At 31.3% G+C, this 20347-nt stretch carries 17 protein-coding genes; 13 read left to right on the top strand and 4 right to left on the bottom strand.

The genetic code is table 11. The features are described from left to right. Nucleotides 1-2: 2 nt before the first annotated feature. From GMA06_RS00465 to GMA06_RS00405, 13 genes are all read left to right on the top strand, one after another. Nucleotides 3-1799 carry an oligopeptide ABC transporter substrate-binding protein gene (locus GMA06_RS00465; protein ID WP_163561327.1) on the top strand — a complete coding sequence of 599 codons (1797 nt, stop codon included), beginning with the start codon at nucleotides 3-5 and terminating at the stop codon, nucleotides 1797-1799. 434 nt (nucleotides 1800-2233) lie between these two features. Then, nucleotides 2234-2944, top strand: coding sequence for a cytochrome c biogenesis CcdA family protein (locus GMA06_RS00460; protein WP_163546209.1), 711 nt, complete (start codon nucleotides 2234-2236; stop codon nucleotides 2942-2944). Between the two features lie 32 nt (nucleotides 2945-2976). After that, nucleotides 2977-3660 carry a redoxin family protein gene (locus GMA06_RS00455; protein ID WP_163546210.1) on the top strand — a complete coding sequence of 228 codons (684 nt, stop codon included), beginning with the start codon at nucleotides 2977-2979 and terminating at the stop codon, nucleotides 3658-3660. Nucleotides 3661-3671: 11 nt separating this feature from the next. Beyond that, entirely contained in the window at nucleotides 3672-4787 is a 1116-nt protein-coding gene (gene msrB, locus GMA06_RS00450; RefSeq protein ID WP_163561326.1) for a peptide-methionine (R)-S-oxide reductase MsrB, read from the top strand. Nucleotides 4788-4958: 171 nt separating this feature from the next. Further along, nucleotides 4959-5705 (top strand): response regulator, encoded by a 747-nt coding sequence (locus tag GMA06_RS00445; protein ID WP_163546212.1) that lies wholly within the window; start codon nucleotides 4959-4961, stop codon nucleotides 5703-5705. Then, a complete protein-coding gene (locus GMA06_RS00440; protein WP_163561325.1) occupies nucleotides 5705-7405 on the top strand; it encodes a sensor histidine kinase in 1701 nt (566 codons plus the stop codon). The genes GMA06_RS00445 and GMA06_RS00440 overlap by 1 nt, the downstream gene beginning before the upstream one ends. A gap of 479 nt (nucleotides 7406-7884) precedes the next feature. Further along, on the top strand, nucleotides 7885-8790 hold the full coding sequence (gene truB, locus GMA06_RS00435; RefSeq protein WP_163546214.1) for a tRNA pseudouridine(55) synthase TruB: 906 nt from the start codon (nucleotides 7885-7887) through the stop codon (nucleotides 8788-8790). Further along, complete coding sequence (gene ribF, locus GMA06_RS00430) at nucleotides 8787-9731, top strand: riboflavin biosynthesis protein RibF (RefSeq protein WP_240328810.1); 945 nt, start codon at nucleotides 8787-8789, stop codon at nucleotides 9729-9731. Before truB ends, ribF begins: the two co-directional genes overlap by 4 nt. Beyond that, nucleotides 9728-10858 carry a radical SAM family heme chaperone HemW gene (gene hemW / locus GMA06_RS00425; RefSeq protein WP_163561324.1) on the top strand — a complete coding sequence of 377 codons (1131 nt, stop codon included), beginning with the start codon at nucleotides 9728-9730 and terminating at the stop codon, nucleotides 10856-10858. Before ribF ends, hemW begins: the two co-directional genes overlap by 4 nt. Nucleotides 10859-10872: 14 nt before the next feature. Beyond that, complete coding sequence (locus tag GMA06_RS00420) at nucleotides 10873-11409, top strand: NUDIX hydrolase (protein ID WP_163561323.1); 537 nt, start codon at nucleotides 10873-10875, stop codon at nucleotides 11407-11409. A gap of 10 nt (nucleotides 11410-11419) precedes the next feature. Then, nucleotides 11420-12112, top strand: a complete 693-nt coding sequence (locus tag GMA06_RS00415; RefSeq protein WP_163561322.1) for a nicotinamide mononucleotide transporter — start codon at nucleotides 11420-11422, stop codon at nucleotides 12110-12112. Between the two features lie 167 nt (nucleotides 12113-12279). Continuing rightward, nucleotides 12280-12957, top strand: coding sequence for an MgtC/SapB family protein (locus GMA06_RS00410; RefSeq protein WP_163546218.1), 678 nt, complete (start codon nucleotides 12280-12282; stop codon nucleotides 12955-12957). 74 nt (nucleotides 12958-13031) lie between these two features. After that, nucleotides 13032-16106: an SNF2-related protein gene (locus GMA06_RS00405; protein WP_163561321.1), complete on the top strand. Its 3075-nt coding sequence runs from the start codon at nucleotides 13032-13034 to the stop codon at nucleotides 16104-16106. A gap of 219 nt (nucleotides 16107-16325) precedes the next feature. On the opposite strand, the gene GMA06_RS00400 is transcribed toward GMA06_RS00405, so the two are convergent. Genes GMA06_RS00400 through GMA06_RS00385 form a run of 4 tightly spaced genes read right to left on the bottom strand, consistent with a single transcriptional unit; the run spans nucleotide 16326 to nucleotide 20157 of the window. Beyond that, complete coding sequence (locus GMA06_RS00400) at nucleotides 16326-17399, bottom strand: ABC transporter substrate-binding protein (protein ID WP_163561320.1); 1074 nt, start codon at nucleotides 17397-17399, stop codon at nucleotides 16326-16328. Between the two features lie 24 nt (nucleotides 17400-17423). Continuing rightward, nucleotides 17424-18215 carry an ABC transporter permease gene (locus GMA06_RS00395; protein ID WP_163561319.1) on the bottom strand — a complete coding sequence of 264 codons (792 nt, stop codon included), beginning with the start codon at nucleotides 18213-18215 and terminating at the stop codon, nucleotides 17424-17426. Then, nucleotides 18208-19023 (bottom strand): ABC transporter permease, encoded by an 816-nt coding sequence (locus GMA06_RS00390; RefSeq protein WP_163561318.1) that lies wholly within the window; start codon nucleotides 19021-19023, stop codon nucleotides 18208-18210. The genes GMA06_RS00395 and GMA06_RS00390 overlap by 8 nt, the downstream gene beginning before the upstream one ends. 12 nt (nucleotides 19024-19035) lie before the next feature. Further along, on the bottom strand, nucleotides 19036-20157 hold the full coding sequence (locus GMA06_RS00385) for an ABC transporter ATP-binding protein (protein ID WP_163546223.1): 1122 nt from the start codon (nucleotides 20155-20157) through the stop codon (nucleotides 19036-19038). Between the last annotated feature and the right edge of the window lie 190 nt (nucleotides 20158-20347).

The raw sequence follows: 20347 nt of genomic DNA, 5'->3' as shown, positions 1-20347 counted from the left end.
CAATGGCAAAAAAAGCAAAATGGTTTTTAGGTTTAGCATCAGTTGCTGTATTAGCAGCTTGTGGCAATAACACAGATACTGCAAAAAAAGAAGAAACAAAGTCAGCAGACAGTAATGTTGCAGAAACATTAGCAAAATTTCCGTCTAAAATAGAGCATGAAGGTACACCAATTAAAGGTGGCGTATTAAAATATGCATTGATCAGTGATAGTCCTATTCCAGGTGTATTCAGTGGTCTTTACCAAAAAGAAGCATCTGATTCAGAAGTAACAGCATTTACAGAAGAAGGCTTATTTGTAGCTAATAGTGACTACAAAATTGTCGAAGGTGGTTTAGGAACTTTAGCAATTGACAAAGATGCAAAAACGATCACAATCAAAGTTAAAGAAAACGTAAAATGGTCAGATGGCGAACCATTTACAATTGATGATTATATCTATGCATTTGAAGTGATTGGACATAAAGATTACACAGGTGAAAGATATAACGATACATTTAAAAATATCGTTGGTATGGATGAGTATCATGAAGGAAAATCTGAAACAATTTCAGGTATCAAGAAAAATGATGATCATTCTGTAACATTCCAATTAAAAGAAGTATCTCCATCATTGAATCATGTTGGCGGATTTTGGTCTACACCATTCCCTAAACATCAGTTGAAAGATATTGCAATTAAAGATCAATCAGCATCTGATGCAGTTCGTAAAAATCCAGCTGGTTTAGGTGCATTTAAATTCAAAAAAATCGTAACAGGTGAATCTGTTGAATTAGAAGCAAACCCATACTACTGGAAAGGTCAACCAAACTTAGATGGTGTTATCATTGAAGTTGTTAACTCAACAAACTCTCCAGATGAATTTAAAGCAGGTAAATATGACATTATGTCAGTATCAACATTAACAGCTATTTACGATTCATTTAAAGAATTAAACAATGCAACTTTAGCTGGTAAATGGCGTCATGCTTACCAATACATCGGATTTAAATTCGGTAAATGGGATGCAGAAAAAGAAACAAGTGTTATTACAAACGAAAAAATCAACGATAAAGCATTACGTCAAGCAATGGGGTATGCATTAAACTTAGAAGAAATTGGTCAAACATTCTACAACGGTTTACGTGTTCGTGCAAACTCAATGTTAGCACCAACATTTGGCTCATTACATGACAGCACATTACCTGGTTTCCCACATGATCCAGAAAAAGCTAAAAAAATCTTAGATGAAGCAGGCTATAAAGATAAAGACGGTGATGGATTACGTGAAAATCCAAAAGGTGAAAAATTAACGATTAATTTAGCGATGTCTGCTGGTGGCGATAATGAACCGATTTCTCAAGCATACATCAAATACTGGAAAGAAGTTGGTTTAGACGTTCAATTAGTAGGCGGACGCTTAATCGAAGGTAACTCATTCTTTGATCGTTTAGAAAACGATGATCCAGAAGTAGACTTATTCGTTGCTGGTTGGTCATTATCTGGTGACCCAAATCAATCACATACATGGGGTAATACTCAATTAAATATGACACGTTATGTATCTGAGAAAAATGATGAATTATTAGCTAAAATGGGTTCAGCAGAAGCATTTGATTCTAAAAAACAAAAAGAAATTTTTGATGCATGGCAAAAATATGCTAATGAAGAAGCATTTGGTTTACCATTGTTCAATATCTTATCATTAACAGCTGTTAATACACGTGTGAAAAACTTAGATGTTAAAGATTATGAAGGTAACTGGGGTTACAACTTACATAAAATCCAGTTAACAGCAGATGCTCCAGCAGCTTCAAAATAATTAAATAAAATACTAGTTGTCTGTCAAATAGGGCTGATAGCTATGAAAGATAGTGATTTAATACAAGTTAAGTCACTATCTTTTTGTTTTATGTTAGGGACAAAAAATTAAGAGTTTTAGGCTCTAAAATCGTGTTGGTGGAGCAATCCACCAACACGATTTTTAAATAAAGAGGTATTTCTCATAAATTGTTCTATAAGAAAATTAGATTCTTTGTTAAGTTGTAGCTTTTAATAAATGAAGCGGTGAACGGACATTTTACAATGTTCGCTCACCGCTTTTTGATAGTAGTGTGAGTTTTGCACTATTTTCTAGTTTTGTGCGTCATTCAATAAAATTCATATTAAATTCAAGTTTTTTAATATCTTATTCTATGTTTTTATGAGAGATAGTTTAGTATAGTATACATGTAAACAAGGAAAGGAGTTGAGCGTATGGTTCAACAATTAGATGCCGTTTTTCTTTGGACGACATTTTTAGCCGGTATTTTATCGTTTTTTTCACCGTGTATTTTACCGTTATTACCTGTATATACGGGGATTTTAATGGAGGAAACAGGTGATAAAGCTATTAAAATAGGGCGATTTAAAATTTATACAAAACCTGTTTATACCACATTGGCTTTTGTGTTTGGTATTTCAACGGTTTTCATTACATTAGGTTTTGGAGCAAGTTTTTTAGGAAAACTTATTGCAAGCCCGTATACACCAATTATTATGGGGATTATTGTTATTATTCTTGGGTTACACCATGCTGAATATATTCATATTCCATTTTTAGAAAGACAAAAATCGACAACGATGTCTAGTAATAAAAATCATTTACTAAATGCTTATTTATTAGGATTTACATTTAGTTTTGGATGGACACCTTGTATTGGTCCAGTTTTGAGTGCGATTTTTGCATTATCCTCATCTGGAGGAAGCAATAGTCTTTTAGGAGTTATGTTAATGGCTGTCTATGCATTAGGTTTAGCATTACCATTTATGTGTATTTCATTAGCATCTACACTATTTTTAAAACATATTGCCAAAGTTAAAAAATATATGTTACGCATTAAAAAAGTTGGTGGTTGGTTGATTATTTTAATGGGCGTATTATTGATATTTGGACAAGCTAACTTTTTATCAACACTTTTTCATTAAACAATAAATAATAAATAAGGAGAGAAAATAAAATGAAAAAATATATGAAACAATTAGGAACAGTAGCAACAGCATGTGTATTATTAGCAGGTTGCGGACAAGCTGCAATGAAAGATGATAAAATGATGGAAAGCTCATCCATGATGAAAGACGGTAAAATGGACGATAAAAAAATGGACGACAAAAAAATGGATGATAAAAATATGAGTGACAACAAAATGAAAGATGATAAAATGATGGAAAGTTCGTCTATGTCTGATAAATCAAATATGAAAGATGATATGATGAAAAATAAAGGTGAGATGGCACCAAGTTTTAAATTGATGGATGTTAATGGCAAAGTACATACACTGGAAGAATATAAAGGTAAAAAAGTATTTATCAAAGCATGGGCTTCATGGTGTTCAATTTGTTTGTCCACACTACAAGAAACTCAAGAATTAGCTAAAAATGAAAAAGACTTTGTTGTCTTGACGATTGTTGCACCAAATTATCGTAATGAAAAATCAAAAGAAGATTTCTTGAAATGGTTTAATGGCACATCTTATACAGATTTACCAGTACTATTCGATGAAAATGGTGAGTATTTCCAAAAATTAGGTGTCGTAGGCTATCCATCAGAATTGTTCATAGGATCAGATGGTACACTTGTTAAACAACAAACAGGTTATATGTCAGCAATGGATATTAAAGAATTTATGAAAACAGTGAACTAATGAGGTGAACTATGAAGAAAGGCGTCATTATAGGAGCGGTAATTGTTGCTGTGTTAGGTGTACTGTTCTTACAACGCTATGTAAGTGCAAAAAATGCAAGTACACAATCTATTGAAAATAGAGTTAAAGAACAAGTAACTTCAGAAAGTAAATCAATGCAAAAAGGAGGAGAAACTGTGGATAAAAGTATGTTAAAAGATCTTTACTTAGCAGGAGGCTGTTTTTGGGGATTAGAAGAATATTTTTCTAGAATCAATGGTGTAATTGATGTGACATCTGGATACGCTAATGGAAAAAGTGATGTTACAAATTATCATTTGATTTCTCAAACAGATCATGCAGAAACGGTACATATTCAATATGATGCCTCTAAAGTAAGTTTAAGAGAATTACTCTTGTATTATTTCCGTGTGATTGATCCAACAAGTGTTGATAAACAAGGTAATGATAGAGGTAGACAATACCGTACAGGTATTTACTATCAAAATGACGATGATAAAAAAGTGATTGATGAAGCTATTGCTGAAAAAGAAAAAGAACTTGGACAAAAAACTGCGATTGAAATCGAACCATTGAGACACTATATTTTAGCAGAAGAGTACCATCAAGATTACTTGAAAAAAAATCCGGGTGGATATTGTCATATAGATGTATCAGAAGCGAACGTGCCTCTTGTTGATGTGACAAAATACCCAAAACCATCTCAAGAAGAATTAAAACAAACATTAACAAAAGACCAATATCAAGTCACTCAAGAAAATAAAACAGAACAAGCATTTTCAAATCAATATTGGGACTTTTTTGAAGAAGGTATTTATGTTGATGTTGCAACTGGAGAACCGCTATTCTTCTCAAAAGATAAGTTTCAATCAGGTTGTGGATGGCCTAGTTTTACAAAACCAATTAACACAGAAGTGGTAACATATCATAAAGATACAAGTTATAATATGACACGTATTGAAGTGAGAAGTCGTGCAGGTAATTCGCATTTAGGACATGTATTTGATGACGGTCCAAAAGATAAAGGTGGTTTACGTTTTTGTATCAACAGTTTATCTATTAAATTTATTTCAAAAATGGAAATGGCAGAAAAAGGATATGACTATCTATTACCGTATATGGAATAAAAAAGTAGACTACACCCATTGATTATTGTGGTGTAGTCTATTTTTGATTTTATAGTAAATAATATTGGTGATAAAATTTTTTAATAGTACAGAATCATAGCAGTTATCTAATATTGATTGATAAAAGGATCATTCAATTTGTGATATAATAAGAACAAAGAAGGTGAACAGATGTACACGATTTTAATTGTAGAAGATGAATCATTTATTCGAAAAGGATTAACGCAACTCGTAGATTATCAGTCATTAGGTATTACAACGATTCTTGAAGCGAGTTCAGGAGAAAAAGCATTAAATATTTTAGAAGAAAACCATGTAGATATTTTATTAACAGATATCAATATGCCCAATATGGATGGCATTACATTGGCAACAAAAACAAAAGAATATTATCCAGAAATACATATTGTTTTTTTAACAGGATACGACTATTTTGATTATGCTTTGGCTGCTTTGAAATTAGGGGCTGATGATTATATTTTAAAACCAGTATCTAAAAAAGATGTTGAAACTATTTTAAAAAAGGTTATTTTAAATATTCAAAAAGAGCAAAAAGATAAAATTCTTTTAGAAGTTGTGGATACACAAATAAATGATTCTAAACAAAATCAAATGCAACAAATCATTAATGAGCATTTTACAGAACCTGACTTTTCATTAGTGAAATTAGCAAATTGGTTGGGGTTTGCATCGACGTATACAAGCACACTCATCAAAAAGCAATTCGGTATGTCTTTTCAAGATTATGTAACAGAAAAACGTATTGCGTATGCCAAAATTTTATTGTTATCAAGTGAATTAAAAATTTATGAAGTGGCTCAAAAAGTCGGGTATGATGATGTGAATTATTTTTCTATTCGATTTAAACAAATTGTTGGTATGTCACCTAAGAAATTTCAAAAAGGAGATAGTGAGTGATGAAACGAAAATCTTTAGCTTACAAAGTTTCTTTGTATGTCTTTACGATAATGGTTATATTTCTTGTTGGAATAGGTGGTTTTTATTATGCCATGGCATCTCAAATTATTGTGGATATGACAGAAAAAAATACGAAACAAGTATTGGATAGAGTCAATCATGATTTATCTTCTTATTTAGAGAGATTACGGCAAAGTACGTATGCTTTATCAAATAATGAATCCATTCGGTCTTATATGTTGCATGAAACAACAGAAAATAAAAACATATCACTAGAAATTATTCATACTTTTTTAAAAACAGATAGTCAATTTTTATCCATTGTACTCATTACAAAAGACGGACGCGTTTTATCAAATTTAGATAGTATGGATATGTCTTTATCTAAAAATATGATGGAAGAAGAATGGTATACAGAAGCCATTAAACAAAAAGGCGTTGCGGTATTAACGTCTATGAAAAGAAAGCAAGATAATAAAGAGATACAAGTGATTTCCATGACACAAGATATTCACGATGAAAAAGGAGAAAACATAGGTGTCTTACGAATGGATGTTTCATCAGATAGTATTGATGATTATTTGCAACAATTAAATTTACAAGATAATGGTGAATTATTTATTGTAGACCAAACCAATCGTATTTTGTATCAATCCGCTAATCAAACAGAAGAAGTCCGTCATAATTTATCTGAAATCATGCGTATTAAAGAAACAGAAATGGGGTATATGAATGGGCAGTATACTTATGTGCAATCAAATAAACTAGGTAAATCCACATGGGAATTGGTTGCTGTTGTACCACTTTCTGAATTAAAAGATGTTCAATTACATTTGCTTGTTGCCTTTAGTTTGTCGGGGATTTTTATTTTTGTTGTAACGGGTGGTGTTCTGCTTATTCTGATTAGAAAGTGGACAAGACCATTAAAAGAATTACAACAAACAATGCATCAAATTGAACATGGGGATTATTCAGCAAGAGCGGTCATTCAAGGAAGTGAAGAAGTACAAGATTTATCCTTATATTTTAACCGTATGCTTGATGAAATCAATCGTTTACTAGAAGGAATTAAAGAAAAAGAAAGAGATATTCGTTATTTTGAATTACAGGCACTAACAAGTCAAATTAACCCACATTTTCTTTATAATACATTGGATACGATTATTTGGATGGCAGAATTTAATGATAGTCAAAAAGTGGTGAGTATGACAAAAGCGCTGGCACAATTTTTTAGATTATCTTTAAATGCAGGAAATGAATTGATGACTTTAGAAAATGAGTTTGACCACATTCGTCAATATTTATTTATTCAAAAACAACGTTATGAAGAACAATTAGAATATGAGATTACACTTTTAGAAAAATGTAAAGACATCAAAGTACCACGTCTTATTTTACAACCAATCGTTGAAAATGCGATTTATCATGGTATTAAAGGTTTAGATAGAAAAGGGATGATTCGTGTTTTTATGACAGAAACAGATACACATTATGGTATTAATATTGAGGATAATGGGCGTGGTATAAAACAAACCACAAAGGATATGACATCTCACAAACGATTAGGTGGTGTGGGATTGCAAAACGTTGATGAACGTTTAAGATTATATTATGGTCAGCCTTATAAAATGGATATAGTATCACAAGAAAATACATATACAGCAATCACATTATGGTTGCCAAAAAACCAAAACCTATAGAAATTGTGGGAGCAATTTCTATAGGTTTTTGGAATTAGGATGAGAGATAATTAGAAAAAGGAGATTGATTTTAAAGTCTTATAAACATTCTGCTATAAGATTGTGGTTTTAAGGTAATGCTACATACAGAAAAGTGAATAAAAATACATAGAAATGTTTATGTGATGAATGGATTAGTGGACTTTTTGATGATTCATCATTTTTTATTTACTCGTCTATAAGTCTTTTAAAATCAATCTTATTTTATATTATACGCTTTTTTTTTATGACTTTCAATAGGGTTAAAAATATCAGGAAAATGAAAAGTATAAAAATGATTTTAATTATATAAAAAAGTTTTAAAATGTATAAAATATCATTTTAGGAGATATGTACGCTTGTTTTTGTATACAAAAAATTTTTCTGTAAAAGAGGAAGAAACCTAGATAATGAAAAAATGAGTAAAAAGTGATATACTGTCTAAGAAATGAGGTAAGAAAATGAACGGGATATTACCATTGTGGAAAGAACGTGGCATGACCAGTCATGACTGCGTTTTTAAATTAAGAAAAATATTGAAAACAAAAAAAGTAGGACATACAGGGACATTGGATCCTAATGTTGATGGTGTATTACCAATTTGCATTGGTAGTGCAACGAAAATGGTAGAATTTATGTTGAATGCTGAAAAGCAATACGAGGGAGAAATCACATTAGGAATAGCAACAAGTACAGAAGATAGTGACGGCGATATTGTGGCTGTTAAAAATATTGATAAAATACCAACAACAGACGAGATTGATGCAATAATGGCATCAATGTTAGGTCGTATACAACAAATCCCGCCTATGTACTCAGCCGTAAAAGTAAATGGCAAAAAATTATATGAATATGCACGAAATCATGAAACGGTTGAACGACCAGTTCGTCAAGTCGTGATATATGACTTTAAGCGTATATCTGATGTAAGTGTACATGATAATCATACAGTGTCGTGGCGATTTTCTGTGACATGTAGTAAAGGGACGTATGTACGTACACTGGCTGTTGATTTAGGTGCGAAAATGGGATACCCTGCATTTATGAGTGATTTGACACGTACACAAAGTGCAGGATTTAAACAGGAACAATGTTTTACATTACATCAGCTTGAAGTATTGAGTGATGCTTCAATGGCACTTATTCCTGTTGAACAAGCTTTCTTAGATTATCCGCGATGTGAGATTGATGATGAGGTATATGCACGTGTACAAAATGGTGCTATTTTACAAGAAATGCCCCATGTTCAGTATCCTGTTTTTTTCGTTTATCGTGACAAAATTATAGCGTTATACGACAAACACCCTGAAAGAGCGGGGTATATCAAACCTAAAAAAATGTTATTAAGTAATGGAGAATCAACATGATGAATATTATAAAATTAACCTATCCATTTCAGCCTGTTGAGGTTGAAAAAGAAGGTATTGTTTTAGTACTTGGTTTTTTTGATGGTGTACATTTAGGGCATCAAAAAGTCATTGAAACAGGAAGAGATATTGCTAGGGAAAAAGGATATAAATTGGCTGTGTTAAGTTTTAATCAGCATCCGTCCGTTATATTTACAAAGCAAAAAGAAGTGTATTTAACAAGTGTGGAAGAAAAAGCTGTTTTATTGCAACAAATGGGTGTTGATATTTTCTATCTTGTTTCATTTACAGAGGCATTTGCATCGATTGAACCTCATCAATTTATTCAAGATTATGTTATCAATCTTAATACAAAATATGTTGTGGCAGGATTTGATTATCGTTATGGAAAAGGTGCAAATGGAACTATTGAAACATTAGCCGAACATAGTCAAGGAACATTTGACGTCATTATTGTGGAACAACAAACACAAGATTATGAGAAAGTAAGTTCTACAGCTATTCGTCAAGCGCTATCAACTGGAACTATTGAAAAAGCAAATGCATTATTAGGTAGAGTGTATGCGACTAGTGGTTATGTCATTCATGGTGATGCACGAGGACGACAAATAGGATTTCCAACGGTGAATATTAAAGTAGATGAAAAACAATACAGACTTGCTGAAGGGGTTTATATTGTGCGTATAAAAGTCAAAGACGTATGGTATAAAGGAATGGCGTCTATCGGACGTAATATAACGTTTGAACAAAATCGTGTCGTAAGTGTAGAAGTACATGTACTTGATTTTAGTGAAGATATTTATGACGAAGAAGTTACAATTGAATGGTTAAAATATGTACGAGAAGAAATTAAATTCCATAGCGTGAAGAGCTTAATCGCTCAATTACGAATGGATGAAATTTCAGCAAGAGAGTATTTTGAAAGTAGAGGACAAATATGACGTCAGTCTATATCCATATTCCGTTTTGTGAACATATTTGTTATTATTGTGATTTTAATAAAGTTTATATTGAAGGACAACCAGTTGATGAATATGTTCAGTTATTGATTGATGAGATAGCGTTAACGATGCAACAATATCCTAAAACAGAAATAAAAACGGTGTATATTGGTGGAGGCACACCTACAAGTTTAACAGCTAAACAACTGGATACACTATTAACAGGTATGCATAAATATTTATCTATTCATCCACAAGCAGAATTTAGTGTAGAAGCTAATCCAGGTGATGTTAATTTAGAAAAAATGGCTGTATTAAAAATGCATGGTGCTAATCGTTTGAGTATGGGTGTTCAATCTTTTGATAATCGTATTTTAGAAAAAATAGGACGTAGTCATCGTGTTGATGATGTGTATCAATCTGTATCAAATGCACGTAAAGCAGGGTTTGATAATATTAGTATTGATTTGATTTTTAGACTACCATATCAGACATTGTCTATTTTTAAAAATAGTTTAGAACAAGCACTAGCATTGGATTTACCACATTATGCAGTCTATTCTTTGATTTTAGAAAATAAAACGATTTTTTATCAGTTGATGAGAAAAGGAAAACTTCCTTTACCAAGCGAAGATGATGATGCAGACATGTATGAACTGGCTATGGAAATGTTAGACAAAGCAGGAAGAAAGCAATATGAAATTAGTAATTTTGCTTTGGACGGCTATCAATCCATCCATAATAAAACATATTGGAATAACGGACATTATTTTGGATTTGGAGCAGGAGCACATGGCTATATTCATCAAATACGTTATAAAAATAATGGACCCATTCAGCACTATTTAGAACCTTTACGACAAAAGCAACTTCCTATTTTTTCAAAAGAAACATTAACAAAAGAACAGATTATGGAAGAAGAATTGTTTTTAGGATTGCGAAAAATAGAAGGTGTTAACCGACAGCAGTTTCAAAAAAAATATGGTATTTCATTAGAAAGTGTCTATGGAAAGACAATCCAATATTTAATGAGTGTTGGATTATTGGAAATGAAACATGATTTTATTCGATTAACAAAAAGAGGTATTTTTTTAGGAGATACCGTATTTCAATCATTTTTAAAATAAGGAGAAGTATACGTATGAATGATTATATAGAAACAACCTTACAATCAAAAAATGTGTATCATGGTGCTATTTTTGATGTAGAAAGTCATGATGTTCGCTTACCAAATGGAAATATATCCAAAAGAGATATTATTAAACACCATGGTGCTGTATGTATTCTTGCTACAAAAGACAATAAAGTATTGCTTGTTAGACAATATAGAAAAGCGATTGAGCAATCACTTTTTGAAGTGCCTGCTGGAAAATTAGATTCTCCAAAAGAAGAACCATTAAGTGCAGCTAAACGAGAATTAGAAGAAGAAACAAACTATCAAGCAAGACACTGGAAAGAAGTTTACACTTTTGTTGTTTCTCCAGGATATTGTACAGAAAAAATTACGTTATTTGAAGCAACAGAATTAATAGAAGTTGAAAATCCACTTTCATTAGATGAAGATGAGTTTTTAGATATTGTATGGATAGAGATATCTAAAGCTTTAGAAATGGTTGAAGACGGTACGATTATTGATGCAAAAACAATTATGGCCTTACAATATTTAGCGTTACAATAGGAGGAAGAACATGGATGAGCCTAAATGGGTAAGTTATTTTGATAAAATTTGGTTTCTCGTGTTTTTACTACTTACATTTTATACAGTTTTTCAAGACTATCGTGGCATGAATTTTTTAGTAGTTGGGCTTATTTTAAATAATATTTTTGATGCGTATATGGGTGTTGTTTTTTCAAATGGATTAAAGCGTCATTATTATATTGTGACAATTATAGGATGTTTTGTGACTGCTTTTGTGAAATTTCAATATGATTTAGTAGGTGGCGTAATCAGTGCCTTAATTGGAGCTGTGTATGCGATTATTGGCTACATTGAATTTGAAGACACCATTACGTACACCGATAAACATGATTTAAAACCATTGATTTACAATGCTATTGGAGGATGTATTTTATTCTTTGTTTTATATACATATATTGTAGAAGACAAACAAAACATCGTGTTAATTATTGGTAATTTTTTAGTTTTTATACTAGGAATGTTGGCACGTTTTTTGTTAATTAGAGGAAAATCTGCATCGTATATTTTCTTTATTATTGTTGATATTGTTACGATTCTAGTAGAAATACAGACATATCTGATAAAACAAAATAATGATGTTATTGTTATTTTAATTAATACATTTATGCTATTAGTGATTGACTCAAAAGCATGTTATATATGGCAAAAAAAAGCATTTGAACATAAACAGCAACAACAATGAATGTAATCTATATGAAGGCTCTTCGCCAACCTCAGTTGGCGAAGAGCCTTATTTTTAAAGTACAACAATATGCTCTTGTCTAGATGTTTTCATAGATGATATTTTTTACCGTTTATGGTATACTAAAGTTTACGAAATTAAGCGTTATCATAAAGGAGGATATATAGATGACAACGCAAGATATTGCGATTCGATTAGTTTTAGCTATTATTTTTGCAGGTGTTATAGGCTATGACAGACAACGAAAAAGTAGACCGGCAGGACTTAGAACACATATTTTAGTATGTGTAGGTGCAACGACAGTTGCTCTTATTCAAAGTGCAGTTTTTTATGAGAAATTAAGTATTCATCCAGAAATAGATGTTGACCAAGTACGTTTATTAGCCCCTATTGTAAGTGGGATAGGTTTTTTAGGTGCGGGCACAATTGTTGTGACGAAACAAAGAGTAGCGGGGTTAACAACGGCGGCTTCTTTATGGACATCGGCAGGCATTGGTATTGCTTTAGGTATGGGATATTATAAAATTGCTTGTTTAAGTTTTCTAGCAGTTGTTTTTTCTTTAACAATCATCCGTTTTATTGTACATGTTCCGAATGTGAAAAGATTAGAAGTTCAATTTGTGCATAGACTAGAAACAAAAGCCTTTTTAAATGAATATTTTTCAAAATATTCTATTGAATTGAATGATGTTTTATTCGATGTACAAAATGTGGACGGTAGAAATGTGTATCGTAATATTTTTACAATTCATTTGCCAAAAGATATTTCTTTAGTCAATATTGTTGAGGATTTATCCTTACATAAAGATATTATGAAAATCAGGCTAGTGTCTATTGTTGAGTAAAAGAGTAGTTACTACTGTAATGGTCAAAAGTATGGTATGATAAAATTACAATTTAGTTGAGTGAGGAGGATACGATGAGCAATGGTATATCAAATAAAATGATAGATGAAGCAAAGCAATTAGTACAAGAAAATAGGGTCTTGAGTATTGTGAAGTATCCGACCTCAACGGTATGGTTCTCAGAAATTTTAGACCACAATCAATTATTTTCTGTTTACTTAGATGCAACAAGTACAGGAAAGGATATTTGTGATTGTCAATACTCTAAAGAACATGGCTATTGTAAACATATTTTAGCTGCTGAATTATATTTAAATATGCAAGGATATGAAAGAAGTGTATCTCATCAATTAAAGCATCAAGTTGTTGACACAGCAGCTCGATTAAATCGTTTAAGTAAGTCGTTATATACACAAACTAAAAAAATGGAAATTGATACGTCTTTTATCAAAGTAGAAGTAACATTGAATATGACAACACAATGGCGAGATAGACGATTATTGATTTCTTTAAAAATTGGGAAACAGAAATTATATGTCGTAAAAAGTATACCAGAGTTAATATATACGTATTTTGAGCGTAGGACGTATACATTAGGTAGTAAAGATGCGATTGATTGGCAAGATTATGCAGTCGATCAACAGACACATCACTTATTTGTTTTTTTGAAAAAAGTATTTTCGTATTCTGAACCTGATGTGTATGTACCTAGTTTAAAATATCTTCAAATTCATCCATTGGTAGTAGCAGAATGTTTGGAAATTACCTCTCATTTAAAAAATGTAATATTTGTATTAAATGACCATGTTGTTGAAACTTATCATTATTCTGAAGAAAAAGCGCCTCTTCATTTTTATGTGAATAAACATCGTTTAGGGTTAGAATGTTCTTTAGAACATCCTCATTTATTGGATATATTAGATGATTTTATGTTACTTAGAATAGAAACTCATTTCTATAAAATAGATAAAGATTTATTGCCGATTTATGAGTTATTATTAGATATTTTTGATAGTCGTAAAATAAAACCTATTCTGATAAAAACAGAAAATATTTCTGATTTTATAAATTATACAATACCTTTATTGGAACAAATTACACATATCCATTATGATGGTAGTTATATTGTGAAAAAACAAACATATAGGCCAGATCTTTATGTGACGAAAGAAGACGATACATTATGGATTGATATACAAACAAATACAGATGTATTCGATCAGTATAATGTAGAAGATGCTATTCGATTGGAAAATAAATTGTTAACATTAGGTTTTTCTAAAAAAGGAGAGCGATTTGAAAAGTATTTACATTCTACAGATACATTCTATGATTTTCTATCACGTGAAAAAACACAGTTGAATGATTTTAGTCATGTTATTTTGTCTGAAGATTTACAAGATAAAGCCTTTCAAGTTGATATACCAATGATACGATTTGATACACAAGGTTCTTTACTCGATATATCTTTTAATATTGATGGTATTTCTGATAAAGATATTTCTAAGATTTTACAGCATATTCAAGAAAATGATCACTATTATCAGTTGGATAATGGGCAATTTATTGATTTAAGAGATGATGTTTTTCAAGATGTTCATCATATTTTAAATCAGTTACGCTCAAAAGATGTGTTAAAAGACGGCCATATTCAATTACATCAAACACAAGCACTACACTTAGTATCTGATTTACACAAAAATATTAATATGGATGATTATTTTTCTAATTTAGTCTATGACTTAACGCATCCAGAGTTATTTCGTGCATCTATACCAAAGAGTTTAAAAACAACATTAAAAGATTATCAAGTTTATGGATTTAAATGGTTAAAAATGTTATCTGCACATCAATTTGGCGGTATTTTAGCAGATGACATGGGACTAGGTAAAACAATCCAAACGATAGCTTATTTATTAAGTGAGATAGAAGAACAGAAAACGAATAATCGGCCGAACTTAATTGTGTGTCCAGCTTCGTTAGTTTATAATTGGAAGCACGAATTTGATACATTTGCACCTAATCTATCAGTAGAAATTGTAAATGGGTTAAAACAAGATAGATTAGATAACTTGAAAAAAGATGTGCAAATATATATCACATCTTATCAAAGTTTTAGACAAGATGAACGTTCATATAAAGAAAAACAGTGGCATGCCATTGTATTAGATGAATCACAAATGGTTAAAAATTACACGACAAAACTACATCGTAGTTTACGCCATTTATCTGCGCATGTTATTTTTGCATTGAGTGGTACACCTATTGAAAATAGAAAAGAAGACTTTTGGTCTATTTTTTCACTTATTCTACCAGGTTTATTTCCACATGTTCGAGATTATAAAAAATTAGATACAAAAACAATCGCAAAAATGGCAAAACCATTTTTATTACGCCGATTAAAATCAGATGTATTAACAGAATTACCCGAAAAAATTGAAACAGTTTTGTATAATGAACTGAGTAAAGAACAAAAAGCATTATATTTAGGGTATTTGCAAAATATTCAAACAAGAGTAGCGCATTATTCTAGTGAAGAATTTACAAAAAATAAATTAGAAATTTTATCTGGATTAACACGCTTACGCCAAATTTGTTGTCATCCAAAATTGATTATGGATGATTATGTCGGTGATGTTGGTAAATTAGAACAATTTTTAACACTTGTTGAAACGGCTATTGCTGGAGGGCATCGTTTATTAGTTTTTTCTCAATTTACAAGTATGCTTGCTATCTTACAAGATGCTTTAAAAAACATGGGACACGATAGTTTTATGTTAACGGGGCAAACAAATACAAAACAACGAATGGATATGGTTAAAGCATTTAATGCTGGAAAACACGATGTCTTTTTTATCTCATTACGAGCTGGAGGAACAGGATTAAACTTAACGAGTGCCGATACCATTATTTTGTATGATTTATGGTGGAATCCTGCTGTTGAAGAACAGGCAATGGGACGCTCGCATCGTATTGGTCAGAAAAAAACGGTACAAGTATACCGATTGATTTCTCAAGGAACTATTGAAGATAAGATGAATGATATGCAACAACAAAAGAAAGCTATTTTTGATGAAGTTGTCAATGATGTGATGATGCGTCATGAGTTAACAAATGATGATATTAAAGATATTTTAGGTATTGAATAAAATAGACTTTTCATCAAATTGTATTGTATAAAGAAATAGTGAAAAAGGCAGTGAATGGCATTAGCCACTCGCTGCCTTTTTTACTATTGAGAATAATTAAAATACTGAAACTTAGTATTTTATTGCATGGTAACTAAACTTACACAATTTATTGTAGATAAAAGAGGTGAATTGACGTTTTTCAGCATCAATTTACCTCTTTTGTATTATAGAGTAAATCTATTTATTTTCAATTTTTATTTCTAAAAATAAATCATTAAACTGATTATTTTTTTCTCTGGATAATCCTTTATAGGCTTCTAATCGACTAATCAAATCATCATCTGGATAAAATGATTTGTTAGATGTGATTTCAGGATCTATCAGTTCTTTTGCATCTTTATTTGGTGTGGCATAACCAATGTATTCTGCATTACGTGCCGCAATATCTGGACGTAATAAGAAGTTGATGAGTGCGTAAGCACCGTCCAAGTTATCTGCTGTTTTTGGAATAACAATATTATCAAACCAAATATTTGATCCTTCTTTTGGAATAGTATAGGCTAAATCTTCATTTTCATCTAGAGCAGTAGATGCTTCTCCTGAAAAAGTAACCGCAATGGCTGCTTCATTTTTTGCCATATACATTTTAATTTCATCAGCAACGATTGCACGAATATTTGGCATAAGTTGCTTCATTTTTTGTGTAGCTTGTAATAAAGCATCTGTATTTGTTTCATTTAAGGAATATCCTTGAGATTGCAGACCTATACCTAACGTTTCTCTAGCACCATCATACATTAAAATATTATTTTTAAATTTTGGAGCCCACAAGTCATTCCATGTTTGAAGTTCTTCTTCATCAACAAATTTTGTATTATACAAAATTCCTAAAGTTCCCCAAAAATAAGGAATAGAGTAACGATTGTTTGGATCAAATGGCATGTTTAGAAATCGTTCATCAATATGACGTATATTATCTAATTTTGAGTAATCCAAGGTGTTTAACATGTTTTCATGAATCATTGTTTGAATCATATATTCACTTGGCACAGCAACATCATAAGATGTCCCACCTTGTTTAATTTTTGCCAGCATTGCTTCATTAGAATCAAAAGTTTCATAAACGACTTTATAGCCTGTTTCTTCTTCAAATTCCCCAATGAGTTCAGGGTTAATGTAATCTCCCCAGTTAAAAAAATGAATGACTTTATCTCCGGTTAATCCTTGTGTATGTTCTACTTGATATTTAATACCAAATAGTCCGATGCATATCACAAGAATAAGCAAAACACTCTGATATAATTTTTTCATATTGTACCCCGTTTCTATGTTATATTATCGTTTTTTTCGTCTTTGTTCTGTTGTTTGAATAATGTAATATCCAATAACTAGTACAAAGGATAATAAAAACATTAACGTACTTAAAGCGTTGATTTCTAAACTAATACCATGTCTAGCACGAGAATAAATTTCAACAGAAAGGGTACTGAATCCATTCCCTGTGACGAAGAATGTCACAGCGAAATCATCTAATGAGTAAGTAAATGCCATGAAAAATCCGGCAAAAATACCACTTGAAATACTTGGTAAAATAACGCGTCCCATGATTTGACGAGCGTTTGCCCCTAAATCTTGAGCGGCAGTAATCATTGTGTCATTCATATCGTATAATCTTGGTAGAACCATTAACACAACAATTGGAATATTGAAGGCAACATGGGCTATCAATACACTAAAGAATCCTAATTTTATAGGAAGCAAAAATGTAAATAGCATCAGTAAACTTGCCCCAATCATAACATCAGGTGTTACCATTAAAATATTATTTAAATTTAAAAAAGTTTGTCTTGTTGTATTCTTTTTAAAGTAATAAATCATAATTGCACCGAAGGTCCCAATTACAGTTGCAATCAATGCAGATAATAAAGCTAAAATAAACGTATTGATAATAAAAATCATCAAGCGGCTATCTTCAAAGACTTTTGTATAATGTTCTAATGTAAATTCGGTAAAACGGTTCATATCATTACCGGCATTAAATGAATAAAAAATCAAGTAGAAGATAGGTAAATAAAGTACAGCAAACATAAACCATAAATATATATTTTGCCATTTAAATTTATTCATCTCTTAGTCCTCCTGCTTCATTTTTATCACGTGTCAAGAACATAACAATAATCATGAGTACCATTAAAACAACGCCAATAGCAGATCCCATTCCCCAGTTTTGTGTGACAAGGAAATGTTGTTCAACGGCTGTTCCTAATGTAATGACACGATTTCCCCCAATTAAACGTGTTAACATGAATAAAGATAATGAGGGAATGAATACAGCTTGAATACCACTTCGAACGCCTGGTAAAGATAAAGGAAAAATAACCCGACGTAATGTTGTTAATCGAGAAGCTCCTAAATCTTCACTAGCTTCAATCATTGAATAAGGAATATCGTTAATAGAATTGAAAATAGGCATAATCATAAATGGCAATTCAATATACGCTGCAACAATTAAAAATGCAGCATCTGTAAATAATAATTGTTGAGGTCCAACACCAATAAATGTTAAAAATTCATTGATCGTACCTGTTTGACTAAATAAACCAATAAAGGCGTATGCTTTTAATAATAAATTGATCCATGTTGGTAAAATAATGAGTAGAATCCATAACTGTTTATGTTTTGTTCTACTTAATAAATAAGCCATAGGATAACTGAAAGCCAAGGTCACTAGTGTAACAAGAGATGCATACAAAAAAGAATTGATCGTCATTTTGACATAATTAGCCGAGGTAAAATAGTGAATATAATTATTTAAAGTAAATTGTCCATTGCTATCAAAAAAAGATTGATAAAGAACTAATACAAGTGGGGCAATGACAAATAACACAATCCATAATAAATAAGGAATAGCATAATTATAGTGTTTCTTTTTCAATTTTCAGCCTCCTCAGTCTTCGTATTGTTCAAGACGAGCATCAAAGTCTTCTTCAGATTCATTGAATCTCATAACATGAATATCGTCAGGTTCAAAATTTAATCCTACTTTCGCACCAGGTTTTACTTTATCGGTTGTGTGAATCATCCACTCATTGCCGTCTTCGTCATAAGCGATAATTTCATTAAATACACCTCTAAATAACATGGTATCTACAGTTGCAACTAATTTTCCTTTTTCTGGTGTTGTAATATCAATATCTTCAGGACGAATAACGATTTCAACGGCTTCTCCACTTGGAATACCAGCATCTTCACAATCGAAAATTTTACCAACAAATTCTACTTTGTAATCTTCAATCATCTTTGCATCAATAATATTACTCTCACCAATAAAATCAGCTACATAGCGATTGATTGGTTCGTCATAAATATCTACTGGAGTTCCTGATTGGACAATTTCTCCATTGTTCATGACAAAAATCCAATCAGACATTGCCAATGCTTCTTCTTGATCATGTGTGACAAAAACGAATGTGATACCTAAGCGACGTTGCAATTCACGTAATTCGTATTGCATATCTGTACGGAGCTTTAAGTCAAGCGCTGATAAGGGTTCGTCTAGTAATAGTACCTCTGGCTCATTCACAAGGGCACGAGCGATGGCAACACGTTGACGTTGTCCACCTGACATTTCTGATATTTTGCGTGTTTCATAACCACTTAGACGTACCATTTTTAAAGCGGTTGTTACTTTTTCTTTAATGGTTTCTTTATCTATTTTTTTAACAGATAGACCAAATGCAATATTATCAAAAACGTTCATATGTGGGAATAATGCATAATCTTGGAAAACGGTATTTACTTTTCGTTGATGAGCAGGAATTTTATTGACTTGTTCTCCGTCTAAATAAATTTCTCCACTCGTTGCAGAACTAAAACCAGCAATTAGCCTCAAAATTGTTGTTTTACCACAACCAGATGGACCTAGCAAGGTATAAAATTTACCTTTTTCTAATTCCATATCAATGGATTTTAATATATCTTGGTTATCATAAGATTTTGTAACGTGCTTTAAAACAACACTGTATTTTTCTGCCACTATACATTTCTCCTTTACAAATAAATTTGCCATTTCATTATGACAAGAACGATTATAACATATATAAATTGAAAAGCATTAAATAATATAGAAATGTTACTTTTTTTTTCATTTTTTATAAAAAATGAAAATTTTACCATAAAAAATGTTGACTTTTTTCATTTTAAGGTGTTTAATTTAATTTACCAGTAATCAAAATAACATTTTTGTTATTTATTTTTAA

Source organism: Granulicatella sp. zg-84 (assembly GCF_010892375.1).
GTDB lineage: Bacteria > Bacillota > Bacilli > Lactobacillales > Aerococcaceae > WM01.
The sequence above is the reverse complement of the archived record's forward strand: the minus strand, read 5'-3'. Positions and strand labels throughout refer to the sequence as shown.

Coding starts and splice junctions, on each gene's coding strand:
- GMA06_RS00465 (WP_163561327.1), top strand. CDS start 3: ATGGCAAAAAAAGCAAAATGGTTTTTAGGTTTAGCATCAGTTGCTGTA.
- GMA06_RS00460 (WP_163546209.1), top strand. CDS start 2,234: ATGGTTCAACAATTAGATGCCGTTTTTCTTTGGACGACATTTTTAGCC.
- GMA06_RS00455 (WP_163546210.1), top strand. CDS start 2,977: ATGAAAAAATATATGAAACAATTAGGAACAGTAGCAACAGCATGTGTA.
- msrB (WP_163561326.1), top strand. CDS start 3,672: ATGAAGAAAGGCGTCATTATAGGAGCGGTAATTGTTGCTGTGTTAGGT.
- GMA06_RS00445 (WP_163546212.1), top strand. CDS start 4,959: ATGTACACGATTTTAATTGTAGAAGATGAATCATTTATTCGAAAAGGA.
- GMA06_RS00440 (WP_163561325.1), top strand. CDS start 5,705: ATGAAACGAAAATCTTTAGCTTACAAAGTTTCTTTGTATGTCTTTACG.
- truB (WP_163546214.1), top strand. CDS start 7,885: ATGAACGGGATATTACCATTGTGGAAAGAACGTGGCATGACCAGTCAT.
- ribF (WP_240328810.1), top strand. CDS start 8,787: ATGATGAATATTATAAAATTAACCTATCCATTTCAGCCTGTTGAGGTT.
- hemW (WP_163561324.1), top strand. CDS start 9,728: ATGACGTCAGTCTATATCCATATTCCGTTTTGTGAACATATTTGTTAT.
- GMA06_RS00420 (WP_163561323.1), top strand. CDS start 10,873: ATGAATGATTATATAGAAACAACCTTACAATCAAAAAATGTGTATCAT.
- GMA06_RS00415 (WP_163561322.1), top strand. CDS start 11,420: ATGGATGAGCCTAAATGGGTAAGTTATTTTGATAAAATTTGGTTTCTC.
- GMA06_RS00410 (WP_163546218.1), top strand. CDS start 12,280: ATGACAACGCAAGATATTGCGATTCGATTAGTTTTAGCTATTATTTTT.
- GMA06_RS00405 (WP_163561321.1), top strand. CDS start 13,032: ATGAGCAATGGTATATCAAATAAAATGATAGATGAAGCAAAGCAATTA.
- GMA06_RS00400 (WP_163561320.1), bottom strand. CDS start 17,399: ATGAAAAAATTATATCAGAGTGTTTTGCTTATTCTTGTGATATGCATC.
- GMA06_RS00395 (WP_163561319.1), bottom strand. CDS start 18,215: ATGAATAAATTTAAATGGCAAAATATATATTTATGGTTTATGTTTGCT.
- GMA06_RS00385 (WP_163546223.1), bottom strand. CDS start 20,157: ATGGCAAATTTATTTGTAAAGGAGAAATGTATAGTGGCAGAAAAATAC.